Raw genomic sequence first — 19,988 nt, 5'->3', positions numbered from 1 at the left:
ATGTTCACGCTGAGCTGGCAACCGCCTTATGACTGGCCCTGGATGCTGGGATTTCTTGCCGCCCGTGCGGTTGACGGTGTCGAAACCGTAGAGGAACTGAGCTATGTCAGAAGCCTGTCCGTAGGGGAGCATCGTGGTCTGGTGCGCGTTGTCCCGGATCTGCACGCCAACGTGCTACACGTGACATTGAGCACAGGGTTACAGCCGGTCGCCTCCGAGTGCCTGGCAAAAATAACGCGCTTGTTCGATCTGGGCTGTTGCCCGCAGCAAATTATCGGCGCGTTGGGTAGCCTCGGTGCGGCGCGTCCGGGACTGCGCCTGCCGGGCAGTGTCGATGCGTTTGAGCAAGGGGTGCGGGCGATTTTAGGGCAGTTAGTCAGCGTATTGATGGCCGCGAAACTGACGGCGAAAGTGGCGCACGCTTACGGGGAAGCGCTGGAGGATGCGCCCGAGTATGTGTGTTTTCCTACGCCGGAAGCGCTTGCCAATGCCGATCCGCTGCACCTGAAAGCGTTAGGAATGCCGCTCAAACGCGCTGAAGCGTTGATTCACCTGGCTCATGCAACCCTTGAAGGAACGCTCGCGACAACAGCCCCTGCCGATATCGAACAAGGCGTTAAGCAGCTACAAACGTTTCCCGGGATAGGGCGCTGGACCGCCAACTATTTCGCGCTTCGTGGTTGGCAGGCGAAAGATGTTTTTCTGCCGGATGATTATCTGATTAAGCAGCGTTTTCCCGGCATGACACCGGCCCAGATCCGACGGTATGCAGAGCGCTGGAAACCCTGGCGCTCCTATGCGTTATTACATATCTGGTATACGGATGGCTGGCAGCCGTCAGTTGATGGCGAAATTACTGGTATTCAGTAACAGGTCCAGCGGTTGGGCGTCGGCAATGATATCGCCATAAATCATATCAATCCCGATGCCAGAAAGCGCATCCATGATCAGCGGCAACTGCACCGGGCCGGCGATGGTTTTAATGTCCAGACGCTGAGCATGGCCCTGGATAATGGACACCCACATTTCGTCAATCAAGTTACCGTGGACGCTGGCGCTTAGCTCGCTGTCGAGCAGCAGGTAATCAACCATGTGATATTTCAGGTTGTCAAAAAGATCTAAATCGCGACCGACATGACTTAGAATAATTCGACATCCGCACTGACGCAGTCGATGTAGTGTGGATATAGCCTGCGTTGGGTTTGTTTTTATCACGTTAGACGGAACGGTCAGGTGCAGCAGTCGTGGTGATAACGGACTTCTTTGCAGTTGCCCCAGCAGCTCGTCAACAAGTTCTGTATTCAGCAGCCCGGCGGCGGAAAGGGGCAGGGCAATGCTGAGTCCCTTACTGGCGACGGCCGGTGCAGCACTCTGGAAGAATTCGGTAAATACCCGGCGGTCAAGCGCCTGATTCAATGTAGGATCGACCAGCCCGGCACGGAAAGCGTGTTCTTCAATAATCTCCCCTTCAGCTGTCCCTAAACGTAGCGAGAGGAGCCAAAAGCTGAACGTCTCCGGTATACGCGGGGAGGCCACGCCCCTGGCGATCATCAGCATTGGGTTGTGCAAAATGCTGTGTCTTTGCTCATCCAATGTCAGTTGACTACGCGCGGCATGACCCTGGCTTTGCTGCGGTTCATAAACGCAGACGCGTCCACGCCCACTGTTTTTCGCCGCATAACAGGCAATATCCGCTTGAGACATGACGTCGCTGGCGACATGATTTTTTTCATCAATGAGCGTAATCCCCGCACTGGCGCCAATGCGGTGTAACCGGCCTTCCCACATAAAGTGGTAATCGTTGATGGCGCTGATCATGCGACCTGAGATAAAGCGGGCGCTTTCGATATTACAATCTGGTAGCAACAGACCAAACTCGTCACCGCCAAGACGCGCCAGCATATCGCTGGAACGCAGCATGCTGAGCATCAGTGAAGAGAGTTCGCGTAGCAGGGCATCGCCTGCGGCGTGACCGGCGCTATCGTTTACGGCTTTAAAACGATCGAGATCGATAAAAACCAAAGCATGCTGTTGGTGCGTGTCGTGAACCGTATGCAGTAACTGTTTTAGATGATTTTCGAAGCTGACGCGGTTTGCCAACTGGGTCAGGTCATCATGCGAGGCGCTGTAGCTAAGCTGGCGGAGCATCTTCCGCGACTCTGTGACGTCCTGAATAACCAACACCGAGCCAATGCTGCCGCCGTCGAGGGTGCTGAGGGGCGTGATGCTGTACTGAATGTCATAACTGTTGCCGTTACGACAATGCAGGACCACTTCCTGTTCGATTGCCGTACGTGACATGTCAGCACTGTAGATATTTTCCATCAGCGGACCGTTCTCGCCAAAAGTAATATGTAGTACCGTCAATAGCGGAATGCCGATGGCACTGTCCTGCTGCCAGCCGCTCATTTTCTCAGCAACCGGATTCATAAAGGTCACGTTCATATCGACATCAATACAAATCACCGCTTCGCCGATTGAATCCAGCGTAATGTGAAGGCGCTCTTTTTCCTGAAACAGCGCTTCGTTAAGCTGCTTGACTTCGGTCATATCCATATTGATACCAAGTAAGCGTTCAACTTCACCGTCTTTATTCAGTACCCGGTTGGCCAACGAGCGGATATGGCGTATGCCATCTTTTACCGCGATACGAAACTCAAGCTTAAACGGAGCCCGTGCGGCCAGTGAGTCACGAATCACATTTTCGGCGTACTCACGATCTTCGGGTACCACGCACTCATACCAGACTTGCCAACTGGGCTTGATATGCGCAGGAACTTCGTAGAGATCGAACATCCGTTTATCCCAGCTGATCACGTCAGGCTGGAGTTCCCATTCCCAGATCCCAATCCCCCCGGCTTCATTGGCGAGGGTAATGCGCTCCATCAACCGTTTGTTAATCCACTCGGTATGCTTCAGGTCGTTAATGTCCTCAACCTGCGCGATAAAATAGAGTGGGGTATTGTCGCTATGACGTACCAACGAAACGGCCAGCAACGCCCAGACGACGTCGCCCGAACGGGTGTAATAGCGTTTTTCCATGGAATAGCTATTAATCTCTCCGCGTGCCAGCATGTTCAGCTGTTCAATGTCGTTGTTCAAATCTTCCGGCCAGGTTAATTGCTGGAAGGTCAGTGAACGTAACTCCTCCTGGCTATAGCCCAGAAACTGACATAAGGCTTTATTGGCCTGTAACCATTGCCCCTCGGTACCGACTAACGCCATGCCAATCGCGGAATATTCCATGGCGTTGCGAAAGCGTGACTCGCTTTCTGAAATGTGCTTGCGTTCGGCTCGAAATGCGTACATCACCATGGTCATCATATTGGCGGGCAACAGGATCATCAAAAACGGTAGCCACGGTATGCTGGTCAATACGGTCAATTTAGGGGTGTAGAGCAGCGAAGGGTCGGCGGCCAGCATCAGCGAAACCATCATTACGGTGCTGAGGAATATTAAAAATGCCTCCATACGCGGCAGACGGACAGCGCTCCACATCAGCAGGACAATAACGCAGGTAAATGGCCACGGAATGTACATCATCGACAGCCAACTGAGCGTTAAGGTCACCAGCAGGGTAATCAGGGTCTCAAGCAGTAAGCGTGGGTTGCGGTGGCGGAGTAAATAATGCGGCTTAAACAACAAACCCAGCGGCACCAGCGCCAGTGCGCCAATGGATTCTGACAGCACCCAAATGAAAAAAGACGTTAACGAGGTTTCATGCGGTAAAAATAACCACATTAATATGCCGCCCAACAGCGGCGGAACAACGGCACTACCAAATGCCAGGCGCGCCCAGTCATTCAAATTTTGTAAGGGATTGTACCAGGGCAGCAGTTTACGCAATAACATTGCGCCAACAACAGCCTCAATAATATTAATGACCGTATAAGTGAAGTTAAGCGACTCACCCGGGAAGAACAGCAAAGAGGCGCCGATGCTACCGAATGAGCAAGCCAGCGCGATCCCCGGCCACATCTTTCCAGCGTGACGGTAAAACGCCACCATCATGATAGAGGTTGGAAACCATAGCGGCGCAAGCTGTGCGCCGTAACGTGACAGTTCCAGCGAGAACAACGTAAAGATGAAAGCCACCAGACCTAAACTGGCCAGGCGCAGTAGAGGATGGGGTAAGGTAACTAAAACATGTTGGGATTGTTTACTCATTACCACTCTACCCAAATAGCCGTTGTCGCCCAGCAGAGATGCCGGACGCATCACATTTAATCTGGGATTATGCTAGTACAAACAATTTACAATTTATACGCCAGCTGCTCATAAATTAACACTCCCAAGCTATTAATTCCTAAGGCAGGTGAATAAATATAGCGGCTGTTTTAAATCTGACCATTTTAATTTGCGACAGGGACAGCATTGGTGCAGCCTGGGGTGGCATCGCGCCGCTGAAATCCCTATAATTGCCGCGTTTGGCGTTTCGGCGCCGCCCTTCCTTACATCCAGGTTAATCAGGTCGCTAAATTTATGACTGATCAGTCCCATCAGTGCGTCATTATCGGCATTGCCGGCGCATCGGCTTCCGGCAAGAGCCTTATTGCCAGTACTCTTTATCGCGAATTGCGTGAACAAGTCGGTGACGAACATATTGGCGTTATTCCCGAAGACAGCTATTACAAAGATCAAAGCCATCTGTCGATGGAAGAACGTGTAAAAACCAACTACGACCATCCGAACGCGATGGACCACAGCCTGCTGTTTCAACATCTGCAAACGCTGAAACGCGGCTCTGCCATTGAGCTGCCGGTTTATAGCTATGTTGAGCACACGCGTACGCAAGACACTATTCATATCGAACCGAAGAAAGTCATTATCCTGGAAGGCATTTTGCTGCTGACGGATGCGCGTTTGCGCGATGAGATGAACTTTTCTATTTTTGTTGATACGCCGCTGGATATTTGTCTGATGCGCCGTATTAAGCGCGATGTGAATGAACGTGGTCGTTCAATGGATTCGGTGATGGCGCAATACCAGAAAACCGTCCGTCCAATGTTCCTGCAATTTATTGAGCCTTCAAAGCAATACGCCGACATCATTGTGCCGCGCGGGGGTAAAAACCGCATCGCCATCGATATTCTGAAGGCTAAAATCAGTCAGTTCTTTGAATAAGTTCAGCGAATTGTGTACCGTTCAGTGATAACCTGGTTCACCCTTAACGCACCTGGCATTAAGGGTTTGAAGCACGAAAGGAGAAAGTGCCATGCGTTTATGTGACCGAGATATTGAAGCCTGGTTGGATGAAGGTCGCCTGTCGATCACTCCACGCCCTCCTGTCGAGCGAATCAATGGCGCCACGGTAGATGTGCGTCTTGGCAACAAATTCCGTACGTTCCGCGGTCATACGGCGGCGTATATCGATTTGAGCGGACCGAAAGATGAAGTCAGCGCCGCGCTGGATCGCGTGATGAGTGATGAAATCGTCCTCAAGGACGGCGAGGCATTCTTCTTGCATCCGGGTGAGCTAGCGCTGGCAGTAACATTCGAATCCGTGACGTTGCCTTCCGATCTCGTCGGTTGGTTAGATGGCCGTTCATCTCTGGCGCGTCTGGGACTGATGGTACACGTCACCGCACACCGTATCGATCCGGGCTGGTCTGGCTGTATCGTACTGGAGTTTTACAACTCCGGAAAATTACCGCTGGCTCTGCGTCCGGGCATGCCGATTGGTGCGCTAAGTTTCGAACCGCTTTCCGGTCCGGCAGCGCGACCATACAACCGTCGTCAGGATGCGAAGTATCGCGACCAGCAGGGCGCCGTTGCCAGCCGGATCGATAAAGACTGAGTGTTTATCAGTCCATTGGGGATAGCATGAGACGATTTCTGACGACGCTGATGATTCTTCTGGTCGTGCTGGTGGCCGGCTTTTCTGCGTTAGTACTGTTGGTGAATCCGAATGATTTCCGCGCGTATATGGTCAAGCAGGTTGCCGCACGTAGCGGGTATCAGCTGCAGTTGGATGGCCCCCTGCGTTGGCACGTATGGCCGCAACTGAGTATCCTCTCAGGGCGAGTGGTGTTAACGGCTGAAGGTGCCAGCGAACCTCTGGTTCGTGCCGACAATATGCGTCTCGACGTCGCGTTGTGGCCGCTGTTGAGCCACCAGCTCAGCGTGAAGCAGGTGATGCTCAAAGGCGCAGTGATTCAACTGACCCCGCAAACTGAGGCGGTGCGCGGTAAAGATGCGCCCGTTGCCCCAAAAGACAATATGTTGCCCGATCTGGCGGAAGACAAAGGATGGTCGTTTGATATCGCCCGTTTGCGGGTTGCCGACAGTGTTCTGGTATTCCAGCATGAAGACGACGAACAAGTTACCGTTCGTGATATTCGTCTGGAGATGGAACAAGATAGCCAGCACCGCGGTACGTTTGATTTTTCCGGGCGTGTGAACCGCGATCAGCGCGATCTCGCGTTATCCTTTAACGGTACGGTCGATGCCTCCGATTATCCGCACAACTTATCTGCGAATATCGAGCAGTTAAGCTGGCAATTGCAGGGGGCCGATTTGCCGCCGCAGGGGATCAACGGTCAGGGACATCTTCAGGCGCAATGGCTGGAAGAGAAAAAACAGCTTTCGTTTAGCCAGATAAATTTGACCGCCAATGACTCTTCGTTCTCCGGGCAAGCGCACGTATCCTTGTTGGAAAAACCGGAATGGGCCGTCGACCTGAAATTTGGTCAGCTCAATCTGGATAACCTGCTCGTACAGCATGACGCAGCGGCGACAGCAAAAGGTGACGTTCAGCAAGGTCAGAGTCAGTCAACGCTGGCGCGCCCCGTCATTGCTTCCCAGGTTGATGCCGTTTCGTATCAGGGACTCAAGGGTTTTTCGGCAGACATCGCTTTGCAGGCTGACAAAGTGCTGTGGCGGAAAATGGCGTTTGAGAATGTTTCGGCAAAAATAGACAACCAGTTCGGCTTACTGAACATTGCGCAGTTGCAGGGAAAAAGTGATGGCGGGCTGATCTCACTGCCCGGCACGCTGGATGCCAGAAAGGGAGAACCGCGAGCGGTCTTTCATCCGCGCCTGGAAGGTGTGGAAATTGGCACGATTCTGAAGGCCTTTGATTACCCCATCGCACTCACCGGCAAGCTGTCGCTGGCGGGAGATTTTTCCGGCTCAGATATTGATGCCCAGGCGTTTCGCCATAGCTGGCAAGGGCAGGCCCATGTCGAAATGAACGATACGCGAATGGAAGGGATGAACTTCCAGCAGATGATTCAACAGGCTGTAGAACGCAGCGGTGGGGATGTTAAATCTCAGCAAAACCTCGATAACGTGACCCGGTTGGATCATTTTGTAACCGATATGACGCTGGATAACGGAGAGGTGACGCTGGATAACATGGCAGGCGAGTCCGCGATGTTGGCGCTAACCGGCAAAGGAACGTTAGATCTGGTGAAGCAGAATTGCGACACGCTGTTTAACATTCGCGTGCTGGGCGGTTGGGATGGCGAAAGTAAGTTGATTAGTTTCCTGAAGGCCACCCCGGTTCCTCTCAGGGTCTATGGCCAGTGGCAATCACTGAACTACAGTCTGCAAGTTGATCAGCTTTTGCGTAAGCATCTGCAGGATGAAGCAAAACGTCGTCTGAATGACTGGGCAGATCGCAATAAAGATTCCCGCAACGGCAAAGATGTTAAAAAGTTGCTGGATAAGCTCTGATTCATATTGCCGGATGGTGGCTAATGCCCCATCCGGCTCGTGACTTACACCTCGTAATCCATCTCTTCTTCACTGTGTAGCGGTATCAGCTGGACCTTTTGCACGCGATGATTTTCCACCTGCAGGGTTTTTAGCCGATAGTCGCCAACCTGGACTTCCTCCCCGGTTTTCGGGATGCGCTGCAAATACTCCATTAACAGTCCGGCAATGGTGTGATACTCACGCTTATCGTCTAACGGGATAGGCACGTACTGCACCAGGTCTTCCAGTGGCATATGTCCGTTAGCGGTCCACGAACCATCGGCGTTTTTCTGAATATCATGACGGGCGTCGATTTCCTCTACCTCGTTTGGCAGATTGCCGGCGATGGTTTCCATCACATCACTCAGCGTCACAATCCCTTCGACGGAACCAAATTCATCGGCTACAAACGCGAAATGCGTCCGGGCATTACGGAACTGCTCAAGCGCCGGAAGCAGCGGCAAGGTCTCCGGGAACACCAGCGGCTGGCGAATCAATACACGCAGGTCGAGCGGTTCGCCGCGCAGAGACTGTTGCAGCAAATCGATGACATGCACCACGCCCAGCAGTTCCTCCTGCTCGTCTTCGCCAGTGACCACCAGACGCGTATGCTGGTTTTTTTCCAGTAAGGCGCGGATTTCTGCTTCGGGCGCATTGAGGTCGATATGTTCAATATCGTGGCGCGAGGTCATGATACTGCTGACGGTACGCTGATTGAAGTTCAGCACACGTTCAATCATCCGCCGCTCCTGAGGCGCAAAAATCTGACCTTCATGATGATCCGCCAGCATCGCCGCGGTTTCGGCATCCAGTTCGGCATCTTCTTTTTGCCCGCTCAGCAGCCGCATTACCGCCTCGGCGGTGCGCTGGCGCAGAGTATGGTTGGCAGAGAGGAAGCGACGACGGTTAAAGATAGCCAACTGGTTCAATGCTTCGATCATGACCGAGAAGCCGATGGCCGCGTACAGGTAACCTTTCGGGATATGGAAACCAAACCCTTCGGCCACCAGACTGAAACCAATCATCAGCAGGAAGCTCAGACACAGAATAACAATAGTTGGATGGCTGTTAACAAAGCGCGTCAGCGACTTGCTGGCCAGCAACATCAGGCTGATGGCAATAATGACTGCCGCCATCATCACCGCCAGGTGATCGACCATGCCAACAGCGGTAATGACGGAATCCAGAGAGAAGATGGCGTCCAGCACCACGATCTGCGCGACCACACCCCAGAACTTAGCGCCTTTACGCTGGGTGGGGTTATCGCTGTCTTTCCCTTCCAGCCGTTCGTTGAGCTCCATAGTGGCTTTAAACAGCAGGAAGAAACCACCGAACAGCATGATCAGATCGCGGGCGCTGAAGCTGAGATCGCGAATGCTGAACAGCGGCGTGGTCAGCGTTACCAGCCAGGATATTGATGCCAGCAGCAGCAGGCGCATAACCATCGCCAGCAGTAGCCCGGTAATACGCGCCTTATCCCGCTGGGCAGGAGGTAGTTTCTCCGCGAGGATGGCAATAAAAACAAGATTATCAATGCCAAGAACAAGTTCGATCACGATTAACGTGACCAGTCCGGCCCAGATTGACGGATCGGCAATCCATTCCATAGTAAATGCTATACCCATAGTTGTATGACAATTGTCACAATTCGATCATGGGTAAAACTGGCGAAAAATGCAATGGCGAGAAGGGATTTCTCTGTCGGTTATATCAGAACTGATGCAGGATAATAGCCTTAATGTAACTACAGGAAATGATTTTATTAATCTAAATATATTTAGGAAATATCGCAGGTGGAGTATTTCTATATCAATATTGTCAATATCAATAAAATCCTAAAAATATATAAATCCGACGCTTAATATTAATCTTAAAAGCCAGGTATCGGCGGTTTGTTATCTTGCCTGATATTCGCATAGCTGCAACAATTCTTGCGGTAATAATCAAAAGATAAATATTTCCTCATCAATCAGTGGCGCCATTCCCGATGCGTTAACGCTGTAAATGTGATGAAAATAAAGGAGAAGATAAAAATTTAAATTAATCAGTGCATTGGTAGCTAGTGAAGCCAGGGGCGGTAGCGTGTCTGGTCGCCTGAAACAAGCCTAAATTATTCTGTCAAGAGACCGCAGATGAATTCATTTTTTTTAGGACTGATGCCAGTTAAATTCCATTTCAATTAACGGCAAGGTAAATACGTACAGGCGAAGTCGCTATTTAGATTGCATGTGATAAATACTCTGCCAAAGTGATAAATAATCAATGATGAAATCCAAACTTAAATTGATGCCAGTATTGGTATCGGTGATCTTGATAAACGGTTGTACCGTGCTTCCGGGCAGCAATATGTCTACGATGGGCAAAGATGTGATTAAACAGCAGGACGCTGATTTTGATATCGATCGCATGGTGAATGTTTATCCACTCACGCCACGGCTGGTCGAACAATTACGTCCTCGACCAAATGTTGCACAGCCTAATATGTCACTGGACCAGGAGATTTCCGGATATCAGTACCGGGTAGGCCCGGGGGATGTCCTGAATGTGACCGTCTGGGACCATCCTGAACTCACCACGCCAGCCGGGCAGTACCGTAGCTCAAGCGATACCGGCAACTGGGTGCAGCCTGATGGCACCATGTTTTACCCCTACATCGGCAAAGTCAGCGTGGTAGGAAAAACGTTGGCAGAGATTCGTAGTGATATTACCGGGCGCTTAGCGAAGTACATTGCTGACCCGCAGGTGGACGTTAATATCGCCGCTTTCCGCTCGCAGAAGGCCTATGTCTCCGGGCAGGTGAACAAATCCGGCCAGCAGGCCATCACCAACGTGCCGCTTACCGTTCTCGATGCCATTAACGCCGCTGGCGGTCTCACCGAGGCAGCAGACTGGCGCAACGTTGTGCTGACTCATAAAGGGCAGGAGCAACGCATTTCACTGCAAGCGCTGATGCAAAATGGCGACCTGAGCCAGAACCGTCTGCTCTATCCTGGCGACATTCTGTTTGTTCCGCGTAATGACGATCTGAAAGTCTTCGTAATGGGGGAAGTGAAAAAACAGAGCACCCTCAAAATGGACTTCAGCGGCATGACGCTTACCGAAGCGCTGGGCAATGCCGAAGGTATTGACCTGACCACCTCCAACGCCAGCGGCATTTTCGTTATTCGACCATTGAAAGGTGAGGGCGGGAACAACGGCAAGATCGCCAATATCTATCAGCTTGATATGTCCGATGCGACGTCGCTGGTGATGGCAACATCATTCCGACTCCAGCCATACGATGTGGTGTATGTCACTACCGCGCCGGTTGCTCGCTGGAACCGTTTGATCAATCAGTTGCTGCCGACTATTAGCGGTGTTCGCTATATGACGGACACGGCCAGCGACCTTCACAACTGGTAATCATCATGTTTAACAAAATATTAGTTGTCTGTGTGGGGAACATTTGTCGTTCCCCGACGGCAGAGCGCTTATTAAGGCAATTTCATCCGGCGTTAACGGTCTCTTCAGCCGGTCTTGGGGCGCTGGTGGGGAAAGGCGCGGATCCGTGTGCTATTAGCGTGGCACAGGCGCACAACCTGTCACTGGATAATCATTGTGCCCGGCAGATCTCGGGACGCATGTGCCGGGAGTATGACCTGATCCTGACCATGGAGAAGCGCCATATCTCTGCCCTGTGTGAAATGGTGCCGGAGATGCGCGGCAAAGTGATGCTTTTTGGGCACTGGGACAGCGAGCGCGAAATTCCCGATCCGTATCGTAAAAGCCGTGATGCGTTTGACGCGGTGTACGCATTACTTGAACGGTCTGCCCGCCAATGGGCTCAGGCACTGAACGCAGAGCAGGGAAAACAATGACAGAAAAAGTTAAACAGTCTGCTGCGCCGGTAACGGGCAATGATGAAATCGATATTGGTCGTCTGGTTGCAACGGTGGTGGAAGCCCGCTGGTGGGTATTAGGCATTACCACGGCTTTTGCATTGTGTGCCGCGGTCTACACGCTGTTCGCCACACCCATCTACAGTGCGGACGCGCTGGTGCAAATTGAGCAAAATACCGGAAATTCACTGGTGCAGGATATTGGCTCGGCGTTGTCGAACAAACCGCCGGCCTCGGAAGCGGAAATTCAGCTCATCCAGTCGCGTCTGGTATTAGGGAAAACGGTAGACGATCTTAACCTCGATATCGCCGTTACCAAAGATACATTCCCTATTTTTGGCGCGGGCTGGGACCGGCTGATGGGCCGCCAGAACGAAACGGTTAATGTGACCACCTTCACGCTGCCAAAGGCAATGAATGAACAGACCTTCACGCTCAATGTGCTGAATGACAAAAGCTATCAACTGGTGAGTGACGGGGGTTTTAGTGCCCGGGGGCAAGTCGGCAAGGTGTTGGAACACGATGGCGTGACGATGCTGGTTGAGGCGATTCATGCCAGCCCGGAGAGCCAATTTACCGTCAGCAAATTCTCCACGCTGGGCATGATAAACACCCTGCAAAATAACCTGATGGTGACGGAAACGGGCAAAGACACCGGCGTATTGAGCCTGACCTTTACCGGCGAAGACCGCGAGCAAATCCGCCAGATCCTCGACAGTATTACCCGCAACTATCTGCAACAAAACGTGGAACGTAAATCTGAAGAGGCCGCCAAAAGTCTGGCGTTTCTGGCAAAGCAACTGCCTGAGGTGCGTAATCGGCTGGACGTTGCTGAAAACAAGCTGAACGCCTTTCGTCAGGATAAAGATTCCGTGGATTTGCCGCTGGAAGCCAAAGCGGTGCTGGATTCGATGGTGAATATCGATGCGCAGCTGAATGAACTGACCTTCAAAGAAGCGGAGATTTCCAAGCTGTTCACCAAAGCGCATCCGGCGTACCGCACGCTGCTGGAAAAACGCCAGGCGCTGGAAGATGAGAAAAGTAAGCTGAACGGGCGCGTAACGGCGATGCCGAAAACGCAGCAGGAAATTGTTCGTCTGACGCGTGATGTGGAGTCCGGTCAGCAGGTCTATATGCAGTTGCTGAACAAGCAACAGGAACTCAAGATTACTGAGGCCAGTACGGTTGGCGATGTGCGCATTGTCGATCCCGCGATTGCCCAGCCTGGCGTGCTGAAGCCGAAAACGGCGCTGATTATCCTCGGCAGTATCATTCTTGGTTTGATGCTTTCCGTGGTGGGCGTACTGCTGCGTTCTCTGTTTAATCGCGGTATTGAAAGCCCGCAGGCGCTGGAAGAGCATGGTATCAGCGTGTATGCCAGTATTCCGCTGTCCGAATGGCAAAAAGCACGTGATAACGTTCAGACCATTAAAGGTGTGAAACGCTACAAGCAAAGCCAGCTGTTGGCCGTGGGTAATCCAACCGATCTCGCCATAGAAGCGGTCCGTAGCCTGCGTACCAGCCTGCACTTTGCCATGATGCAGGCGCGTAACAACGTATTGATGCTGACCGGCGTCAGCCCGTCGATTGGCAAAACGTTTGTCTGCGCCAACCTGGCGGCAGTCATCAGCCAGACCAACAAACGCGTGCTGTTGATCGACTGCGATATGCGCAAAGGCTATACCCACGAACTGCTGGGGACCAATAACGTCAACGGCCTGTCTGAGATCCTGATTGGCAAGGGGGATATCTCATCCAGCGCCAAACCGACATCGATTCCGCATTTTGATCTGATCCCTCGCGGTCAAATCCCTCCCAATCCTTCCGAGCTGTTGATGAGCGAGCGTTTTGGCGAACTGATTGCCTGGGCCAGCTCGCACTATGACCTGGTGTTGATTGACACCCCACCAATTCTGGCGGTGACCGACGCGGCGATTGTTGGCCGTCATGTCGGCACCACGCTGATGGTGGCGCGTTATGCGGTCAACACGCTGAAAGAGGTGGAAACCAGCCTGAGTCGCTTCGAGCAAAACGGCATTCAGGTAAAAGGGGTTATCCTCAACTCGATCTTCCGCCGTGCCAGCGGGTATCAGGATTACGGCTACTACGAATACGAATACACGTCGGATGCGAAATAAATCACCAACCCTGCCGGATGCGGCGAAAACGCCTTATCCGGCCTACAAAAGCGTATCTATCCGGAAACGAAAATGACGACAGAAAACCCGCTAATTTCAATTTATATGCCAACCTGGAACCGCCAGCAGCTGGCCATTCGGGCGATTAAATCGGTGTTGCGCCAGGACTACCCTCACTGGGAGATGATCATTGTGGATGATTGCTCTTCCTCATATGAGCAGTTGCAGCAGTTTGTTGAGGAACTCAACGATCCGCGCGTGTCGTATACGCATAATTCCACCAACTCTGGGGCCTGTGCGGTGCGTAATCAGGCCATTATGCAGGCCAACGGGCAATACATTACGGGGATTGATGATGATGATGAATGGACGCCGAACCGCCTGAGCGTGTTCCTGCAGTATCGGCATCAACTGGTCACACGGGCGTTTCTGTATGCCAATGACTATGTCTGTGAGGGCGAAGTGTATTCGCAGCCGACCAGTCTGCCGCTCTATCCGAAGTCCGTTTATTCACGCCGCAGGTTTTATAAGCGCAACATCATCGGTAATCAGGTATTTACCTGGGCATGGCGGTTTAAAGCATGCCTGTTCGATACCACGCTGAAAGCGGCGCAGGATTACGACATCTTCCTGCGCATGGTGGTGGCGTATGGCAAACCGTGGAAGGTCAAAGAGGCGACGCAGATCCTGCATGTGAATCACGGCGAGATGCGTATTACCTCATCGCCGAATAAATTCTCCGGCTACTTTCAGTTTTACCGCAAGCACAAAGGCAAATTTGACCGGGCCAGCAAGAAATATCAGCTGTTTACCCTCTATCAGATCCGCAACAAACGGATGAACTGGCGCACGCTGCTGACGCTGCTTTCTGTTCGCAACAGTAAGCGTCTGGCCGACGGACTGCGAGGACGCTAATTATGCTGGAAGATTTACGCGCGAACGGCTGGAGTCTGCGCCCCTGCTGCATGGTGGCGGCCTATCGGATTGCCCATTTTTGCTCCGTCTGGCGTAAAAAAAATATCATAAACAACCTGTGGGCTGCCCCGGTGCTGGTGATGTACCGCTTTATCACCGAATGCCTGTTTGGCTATGAAATTCAGGCTGCTGCATCAATTGGTCGTCGTTTCACCATCCATCATGGCTATGGGGTGGTTATCAATAAACACGTGGTGGCGGGGGATGATTTTACCCTACGCCACGGCGTCACCATCGGCAATCTTGGTGCCAACGACCCATCCTGTCCGGTCATCGGTAACGGCGTTGAGTTGGGGGCCAATGTCACTCTGCTCGGCGACGTTGCTATTGGCGATAACGTGACGATTGGCGCCGGGAGCGTTGTGGTGGATAGCGTTCCGGACAATACGCTGGTCGTGGGCGAGAAGGCACGGGTGAAGGTAATAAAATGAAGATATTACAGTTTAATGTGCGACTCGCAGAAGGTGGGGCGGCAGGCGTGGCGTTAGATTTGCATCTGAGGTCGCTGGAAAAAGGGCTGTCGTCGCGATTTGTCTATGGCTATGGCAAAGGTGGTAAAAAAAGCGCCAGTCATGCGAATTACCCGCAGGTTATCAAATATACGCCGCGCCTGACGTCGGCGGCTAACATTGCGCTGTTTCGTTTTGCAAATCGCGACATGTTCGGCAATCTCGACAAGCTATATCGCACGGTTACCCGCACCTGCGGCCCGCTGGTGCTGCATTTTCATGTGTTGCACAGCTACTGGTTGAACCTGGAAGAGGTGGTGACCTTTTGCCAAAAAGTGAAGGCGCATAAACCGGATATCACCTTCGTCTGGACGCTGCACGATCACTGGAGCGTGACCGGGCGCTGTGCCTTTACCGATGGTTGCGAAGGCTGGAAAACGGGCTGCCAGAAATGCCCAACGCTCAGCAACTATCCGCCGGTAAAAGTCGATAAAGCCCATCAGCAGTTGCCCGGTAAGCGGCAGATGTTCCGTGCCATGCTGGCGCTGGGCTGCCAGTTTATCTCGCCCAGTCAACATGTGGCCGACGCATTCAACAGCCTGTATGGCGTGGGACGCTGCCGCGTTATCAATAATGGCATTGATGTGGCAACCGAAGCCATTCTTGCCGAACTACCCGCGATGCCTGCGGAGAGCGGTCGGCCGAAAATTGCCGTGGTGGCTCATGACCTGCGCTATGACGGTAAAACCAATCAGCAGCTGGTGCAGGAGTTGATGGCGTTGGGAGAAAAAATTGAGCTGCATACCTTCGGCAAATTTTCGCCATTTGCGGGAGATAACGTCATCAATCACGGTTTTGAGAGCGATAAGCGCACGTTGATGAGTGCGCTTAACCAGATGGATGGACTGGTGTTCAGCTCCCGTGTCGATAACTACCCGCTGATTTTGTGTGAAGCGCTTTCCATCGGCGTACCGGTAATTGCCACGCACAGCGATGCCGCGCAGGAAGTGCTGGCTAAATCTGGCGGCAAAACGTTCAGCGAAGCGGACGTATTGCAGCTGGTGCAGCTGAAAAAATCAGACATTGCGCAGGCGGTATTTGACACGTCCCTTACCGCGTTCAGTCAACGCAGTCGGGTGGCATACAGTGGGCAACAGATGCTGGAGGAATATGTCTCGTTCTATCAGAATCTGTAGCTATCTGGTGCTACCGCTGCTTTATCTGCTGGTTAACGTCAAACTCGCCCAGCTTGGCGAGAGCTTCCCGATAACTATCGTCACCTTCTTACCCGTTCTGCTGTTGCTGTTTGTCGAGCGCATCAATATCAAAAAATTAATGATCGCGCTGGGGGTAGGGGGCGGGCTGACGGCGTTTAACTACCTGTTCGGTCAATCACTGGATGCCAGTAAGTACGTAACGTCAGCGATGCTGTTTGTTTATACCGTGGTGATCATTGGCATGGTGTGGAGTATTCGCTTCAAAACCATTTCACCGCATAACTACATTAAGATTTTGCGTTTTTTCTGGCTGGTGGTGGGACTGGTGGTGGGGTTAGCTGCGGTTGAAATGGCACAGATAATTCTCAGCGGCGGCAGCAGTTTAATGGAAGTTATTTCGAAATATCTTATTTACAGTAACAGCTATGTTCTGAACTTTATTAAGTTTGGTGGGAAACGTACCACTGCGCTCTATTTCGAACCGGCATTCTTCGCTCTGGCGTTAATCTCAATTTGGCTCAGCATCAAACAGTTTGGTATCAAAACACCTAAGTCCGATGCTATGATTCTGGCAGGGATAATATTATCAGGATCTTTTTCGGGGGTGATGACGTTTATTTTGTTTTATCTCCTGGAGTGGGCGTTCCAGTACCTGAATAAGGATGCGATAAAAAAGAAGCTACCGCTGGCGATAATCTCATTAAGCGTGTTTTTAGTTGGGGTGATATTTGCTTTTCCGTACATCGCAACGCGGCTTGGTGATTTAGGAACTGAAGGTTCGTCATCGTATTATCGTATCGTAGGACCATTGGTGATGGTCGGTTATTCATTACTGAATGTTGATGGCGTAGTGAGATTTGGCTCACTTTATGAATACGTTGCGTCATTCGGAATTTTTAACGGTGCAGATGTCGGTAAAACAATAGACAATGGTTTGTATCTGCTGATTATTTATTTTTCATGGTTCGCGGTGATATTAGCCCTGTGGTACATGGGGAAGGTCATGAAAATGATGATCAATGCGTTTGGCGATAATCAGAATTATCGGGTGCAGCTTTATCTTTTTACACCGTTGTCACTGTTTTTTACAGGTTCAGTATTTAGTCCGGAATACGCATTTTTAATTGTGTGTCCGTTTATATTGCGCAAGGCGCTGAATATCGCGAGGTAACTCACATGCTGCTCAGTATCATTACCGTCGCCTTTCGCAATCTGGAAGGGATCGTCAAAACTCACGCATCGCTGGCACATCTGGCGCAAGCGGGTGATATCAGTTTTGAGTGGATTGTTGTTGATGGCGGCTCCTCGGATGGTACGTCGGAGTTTCTTGAAGGGCTCAGTGGGGAACACCGGTTACGGTTTGTCAGCGAGCCGGATAACGGCATCTATGATGCGATGAACAAAGGCATCGCGATGGCGCGCGGGCGGTTCGCGCTGTTCCTCAACTCCGGGGATATTTTGCATGCGGATGCGGCACATTTTATCCGCCAGCTAAAAATGCAGAGCGACCAAACCATGGTCATTGGCGATGCGTTGCTGGATTTCGGCAATGGCAACAAAATTAAGCGCCGGGCAAAACCAGGTTGGTATATTTATCACAGCCTGCCCGCCAGCCATCAGGCGATATTCTTTCCACTCTCAGGACTGAATGTCTGGCATTATGATTTGCAATATAAAATATCGTCTGATTACGCGTTGGCAGCCCAATTATACAAGTCCGGTTATGCTTTTAAAAAGCTGAGCGGGTTGGTATCGGAGTTTTCTATGGGCGGAGTGTCAACGACGAATAATCTGGAATTGTGTCGGGATGCCAAAAAAGTACAGCGCCAGATATTACACATGCCAGGTTTTTGGACCGGCTTGTCAGAATATTTACGTCTGCGCACAACCGGTAAAACAAAAACCTTATATGGGAAAACGTAAGGGCATATTATGCAGGATTTAAGCGGATTTAAAGTGCCTGGAGGTTTTCGCGGCGGTGGTGCTATTAAAGTGCAATTATGGTGGGCGGTGCAAGCAACATTATTTCGCTGGTCACCGCAGGTCATGTATCGCTGGCGTGCGTTTTTATTACGAATGTTTGGTGCAAAAATAGGAAAAAACGTAGTCATTCGGCCTTCAGTAAAAATTACTTATCCGTGGAAATTAACCCTGGGAGATTATGCCTGGGTGGGTGACGACGCGGTTTTATATACGTTAGGTGATATTACGATTGGCGCCCATGCGGTTATTTCGCAAAAAAGTTATTTATGCACCGGGAGTCATGATTATGCCAGTCAACATTTTGATATTAACGCCACGCCGATTGTGGTTGGCGCTAAATGCTGGTTGGCGACAGATGTCTTTGTCGCGCCTGGCGTGACGATTGGTGATGGCACCGTCGTTGGAGCACGAAGCAGCGTATTTAAATCGCTGCCAGCAAATGTTGTTTGTCGGGGAAATCCCGCAGTAGTCACGCGCGAACGCGTCGAGAAAGTTACTCCCTGAGGGGATCACTGAAGAGGTTATAACATGTCAAAAGTTGCTCTCATTACTGGCGTAACCGGGCAGGATGGTTCTTACCTGGCAGAACTCCTGCTGGAAAAAGGGTACGAAGTACACGGTATTAAGCGTCGCGCTTCATCATTCAACACCGAACGTGTGGACCACATCTACCAGGATCCGCATTCAGGCAATCCCAAATTTCATCTGCACTATGGCGATTTGACCGACTCCTCCAACCTGACCCGTATTTTACAGGAAGTCCAACCGGATGAAGTCTATAACCTGGGCGCCATGAGCCACGTTGCGGTGTCGTTTGATTCACCGGAATACACCGCAGACGTTGATGCGATCGGCACCTTGCGTTTGCTGGAGGCGATCCGCTTCCTTGGTCTGGAGAAAAAGACCCGTTTTTATCAGGCGTCCACCTCTGAACTGTACGGTCTGGTACAGGAAATCCCACAGAAAGAGAGCACGCCGTTCTATCCGCGTTCACCGTATGCCGTTGCCAAGCTGTACGCCTACTGGATCACCGTCAACTACCGCGAGTCTTACGGGATGTATGCCTGTAACGGCATTCTGTTCAACCACGAATCTCCGCGCCGCGGCGAAACCTTTGTCACTCGCAAAATTACCCGGGCGATCGCCAACATCGCTCAGGGGCTGGAGTCTTGCCTGTACCTGGGCAACATGGATTCACTGCGTGACTGGGGGCATGCCAAAGATTACGTCAGGATGCAGTGGATGATGCTGCAGCAGGATAAGCCAGAAGATTTCGTGATTGCCACCGGCGTGCAGTATTCCGTGCGCCAGTTTGTAGAAATGGCGGCCGCTCAGCTGGGGATTAAATTGCGCTTTGAAGGCGAGGGCGTGAATGAGAAAGGCATCGTGGTTTCTGTGACCGGACACGATGCGCCGGGGGTGAAACCCGGGGATGTCATGATTGCCGTTGACCCGCGCTACTTCCGTCCGGCTGAGGTGGAAACGCTGCTGGGTGATCCGGCCAAAGCACATGAAAAACTGGGCTGGAAACCGGAAATCACGCTGCGCCAGATGATCTCGGAAATGGTTGCCAACGATCTTGATGCGGCGAAGAAACATTCCCTGCTCAAGTCGCACGGTTACGAGGTCGCCATCGCGCTGGAGTACTGA

General features: G+C 51.7%; 16 protein-coding genes. 14 read left to right on the top strand and 2 right to left on the bottom strand.

Annotation, left to right across the window (positions count from 1 at the left end):
• Nucleotides 1-870, top strand: a complete 870-nt coding sequence (gene alkA / locus C2U43_RS16790) for a DNA-3-methyladenine glycosylase 2 (protein WP_103285530.1) — start codon at nt 1-3, stop codon at nt 868-870.
• On the opposite strand, the gene C2U43_RS16785 is transcribed toward alkA, so the two are convergent.
• Entirely contained in the window at nt 838-4,167 is a 3,330-nt protein-coding gene (locus C2U43_RS16785; protein WP_103286005.1) for a diguanylate cyclase, read from the bottom strand. The two genes, alkA and C2U43_RS16785, sit on opposite strands and share 33 nt — an antisense overlap.
• A 315-nt stretch (nt 4,168-4,482) precedes the next feature.
• Between C2U43_RS16785 and udk the strand changes: the two genes are divergently transcribed.
• The 3 genes from udk to asmA all read left to right on the top strand — a co-directional run bounded on the left by udk (nt 4,483) and on the right by asmA (nt 7,677).
• Nucleotides 4,483-5,124, top strand: a complete 642-nt coding sequence (gene udk, locus C2U43_RS16775) for a uridine kinase (RefSeq protein ID WP_003036776.1) — start codon at nt 4,483-4,485, stop codon at nt 5,122-5,124.
• Nucleotides 5,125-5,215: 91 nt separating this feature from the next.
• A complete protein-coding gene (gene dcd, locus C2U43_RS16770) occupies nt 5,216-5,797 on the top strand; it encodes a dCTP deaminase (protein ID WP_003834269.1) in 582 nt (193 codons plus the stop codon).
• Between the two features lie 26 nt (nt 5,798-5,823).
• Nucleotides 5,824-7,677, top strand: coding sequence for an outer membrane assembly protein AsmA (gene asmA / locus C2U43_RS16765; protein WP_048215954.1), 1,854 nt, complete (start codon nt 5,824-5,826; stop codon nt 7,675-7,677).
• A gap of 44 nt (nt 7,678-7,721) precedes the next feature.
• Here asmA and C2U43_RS16760 read toward each other — a convergent pair whose 3' ends face one another.
• Nucleotides 7,722-9,305 carry a TerC family protein gene (locus C2U43_RS16760; RefSeq protein ID WP_032943936.1) on the bottom strand — a complete coding sequence of 528 codons (1,584 nt, stop codon included), beginning with the start codon at nt 9,303-9,305 and terminating at the stop codon, nt 7,722-7,724.
• 655 nt (nt 9,306-9,960) lie between these two features.
• On the opposite strand from C2U43_RS16760, the gene C2U43_RS16755 reads away from it, so the two are divergent.
• The 10 genes from C2U43_RS16755 (at nt 9,961) to gmd (ending at nt 19,988) form a co-directional block, all read left to right on the top strand.
• Nucleotides 9,961-11,100, top strand: a complete 1,140-nt coding sequence (locus tag C2U43_RS16755; RefSeq protein ID WP_003834266.1) for a polysaccharide export protein — start codon at nt 9,961-9,963, stop codon at nt 11,098-11,100.
• A 5-nt stretch (nt 11,101-11,105) separates the two neighbouring features.
• Entirely contained in the window at nt 11,106-11,555 is a 450-nt protein-coding gene (gene wzb / locus C2U43_RS16750; RefSeq protein ID WP_032949610.1) for a low molecular weight protein-tyrosine-phosphatase Wzb, read from the top strand.
• The gene (wzc, locus tag C2U43_RS16745) at nt 11,552-13,714 is read left to right on the top strand and encodes a tyrosine-protein kinase Wzc (protein WP_103285528.1); all 2,163 of its coding nucleotides are present in this window, start codon (nt 11,552-11,554) and stop codon (nt 13,712-13,714) included. The genes wzb and wzc overlap by 4 nt, the downstream gene beginning before the upstream one ends.
• A 72-nt stretch (nt 13,715-13,786) precedes the next feature.
• The gene (gene wcaA / locus C2U43_RS16740; RefSeq protein ID WP_000206145.1) at nt 13,787-14,629 is read left to right on the top strand and encodes a colanic acid biosynthesis glycosyltransferase WcaA; all 843 of its coding nucleotides are present in this window, start codon (nt 13,787-13,789) and stop codon (nt 14,627-14,629) included.
• A gap of 2 nt (nt 14,630-14,631) precedes the next feature.
• A complete protein-coding gene (gene wcaB / locus C2U43_RS16735) occupies nt 14,632-15,120 on the top strand; it encodes a colanic acid biosynthesis acetyltransferase WcaB (RefSeq protein ID WP_069219544.1) in 489 nt (162 codons plus the stop codon).
• Nucleotides 15,117-16,334, top strand: coding sequence for a colanic acid biosynthesis glycosyltransferase WcaC (gene wcaC / locus C2U43_RS16730; RefSeq protein ID WP_103285527.1), 1,218 nt, complete (start codon nt 15,117-15,119; stop codon nt 16,332-16,334). Before wcaB ends, wcaC begins: the two co-directional genes overlap by 4 nt.
• Nucleotides 16,309-17,526, top strand: a complete 1,218-nt coding sequence (gene wcaD / locus C2U43_RS16725; protein WP_020996654.1) for a colanic acid polymerase WcaD — start codon at nt 16,309-16,311, stop codon at nt 17,524-17,526. Before wcaC ends, wcaD begins: the two co-directional genes overlap by 26 nt.
• A gap of 5 nt (nt 17,527-17,531) precedes the next feature.
• Complete coding sequence (gene wcaE / locus C2U43_RS16720) at nt 17,532-18,278, top strand: colanic acid biosynthesis glycosyltransferase WcaE (RefSeq protein ID WP_103285526.1); 747 nt, start codon at nt 17,532-17,534, stop codon at nt 18,276-18,278.
• A gap of 9 nt (nt 18,279-18,287) precedes the next feature.
• Nucleotides 18,288-18,842, top strand: coding sequence for a colanic acid biosynthesis acetyltransferase WcaF (gene wcaF, locus C2U43_RS16715; RefSeq protein ID WP_001153539.1), 555 nt, complete (start codon nt 18,288-18,290; stop codon nt 18,840-18,842).
• A 24-nt stretch (nt 18,843-18,866) separates the two neighbouring features.
• Nucleotides 18,867-19,988, top strand: coding sequence for a GDP-mannose 4,6-dehydratase (gene gmd / locus C2U43_RS16710; RefSeq protein WP_003036748.1), 1,122 nt, complete (start codon nt 18,867-18,869; stop codon nt 19,986-19,988).

The sequence above is a fragment of the Citrobacter freundii complex sp. CFNIH9 genome (assembly GCF_002903305.1).
Lineage (GTDB): Bacteria > Pseudomonadota > Gammaproteobacteria > Enterobacterales > Enterobacteriaceae > Citrobacter > Citrobacter portucalensis.
Note: the sequence above shows the minus strand (reverse complement) of the source record. Positions and strands in the feature narration are given on the sequence as shown.

What these genes read in the sequence shown, in the direction of transcription:
- alkA (WP_103285530.1), top strand. Translation starts at nt 1, where the DNA reads ATGTTCACGCTGAGCTGGCAACCGCCTTATGACTGGCCCTGGATGCTG.
- C2U43_RS16785 (WP_103286005.1), bottom strand. Translation starts at nt 4,167, where the DNA reads ATGAGTAAACAATCCCAACATGTTTTAGTTACCTTACCCCATCCTCTA.
- udk (WP_003036776.1), top strand. Translation starts at nt 4,483, where the DNA reads ATGACTGATCAGTCCCATCAGTGCGTCATTATCGGCATTGCCGGCGCA.
- dcd (WP_003834269.1), top strand. Translation starts at nt 5,216, where the DNA reads ATGCGTTTATGTGACCGAGATATTGAAGCCTGGTTGGATGAAGGTCGC.
- asmA (WP_048215954.1), top strand. Translation starts at nt 5,824, where the DNA reads ATGAGACGATTTCTGACGACGCTGATGATTCTTCTGGTCGTGCTGGTG.
- C2U43_RS16760 (WP_032943936.1), bottom strand. Translation starts at nt 9,305, where the DNA reads ATGGAATGGATTGCCGATCCGTCAATCTGGGCCGGACTGGTCACGTTA.
- C2U43_RS16755 (WP_003834266.1), top strand. Translation starts at nt 9,961, where the DNA reads ATGATGAAATCCAAACTTAAATTGATGCCAGTATTGGTATCGGTGATC.
- wzb (WP_032949610.1), top strand. Translation starts at nt 11,106, where the DNA reads ATGTTTAACAAAATATTAGTTGTCTGTGTGGGGAACATTTGTCGTTCC.
- wzc (WP_103285528.1), top strand. Translation starts at nt 11,552, where the DNA reads ATGACAGAAAAAGTTAAACAGTCTGCTGCGCCGGTAACGGGCAATGAT.
- wcaA (WP_000206145.1), top strand. Translation starts at nt 13,787, where the DNA reads ATGACGACAGAAAACCCGCTAATTTCAATTTATATGCCAACCTGGAAC.
- wcaB (WP_069219544.1), top strand. Translation starts at nt 14,632, where the DNA reads ATGCTGGAAGATTTACGCGCGAACGGCTGGAGTCTGCGCCCCTGCTGC.
- wcaC (WP_103285527.1), top strand. Translation starts at nt 15,117, where the DNA reads ATGAAGATATTACAGTTTAATGTGCGACTCGCAGAAGGTGGGGCGGCA.
- wcaD (WP_020996654.1), top strand. Translation starts at nt 16,309, where the DNA reads ATGTCTCGTTCTATCAGAATCTGTAGCTATCTGGTGCTACCGCTGCTT.
- wcaE (WP_103285526.1), top strand. Translation starts at nt 17,532, where the DNA reads ATGCTGCTCAGTATCATTACCGTCGCCTTTCGCAATCTGGAAGGGATC.
- wcaF (WP_001153539.1), top strand. Translation starts at nt 18,288, where the DNA reads ATGCAGGATTTAAGCGGATTTAAAGTGCCTGGAGGTTTTCGCGGCGGT.
- gmd (WP_003036748.1), top strand. Translation starts at nt 18,867, where the DNA reads ATGTCAAAAGTTGCTCTCATTACTGGCGTAACCGGGCAGGATGGTTCT.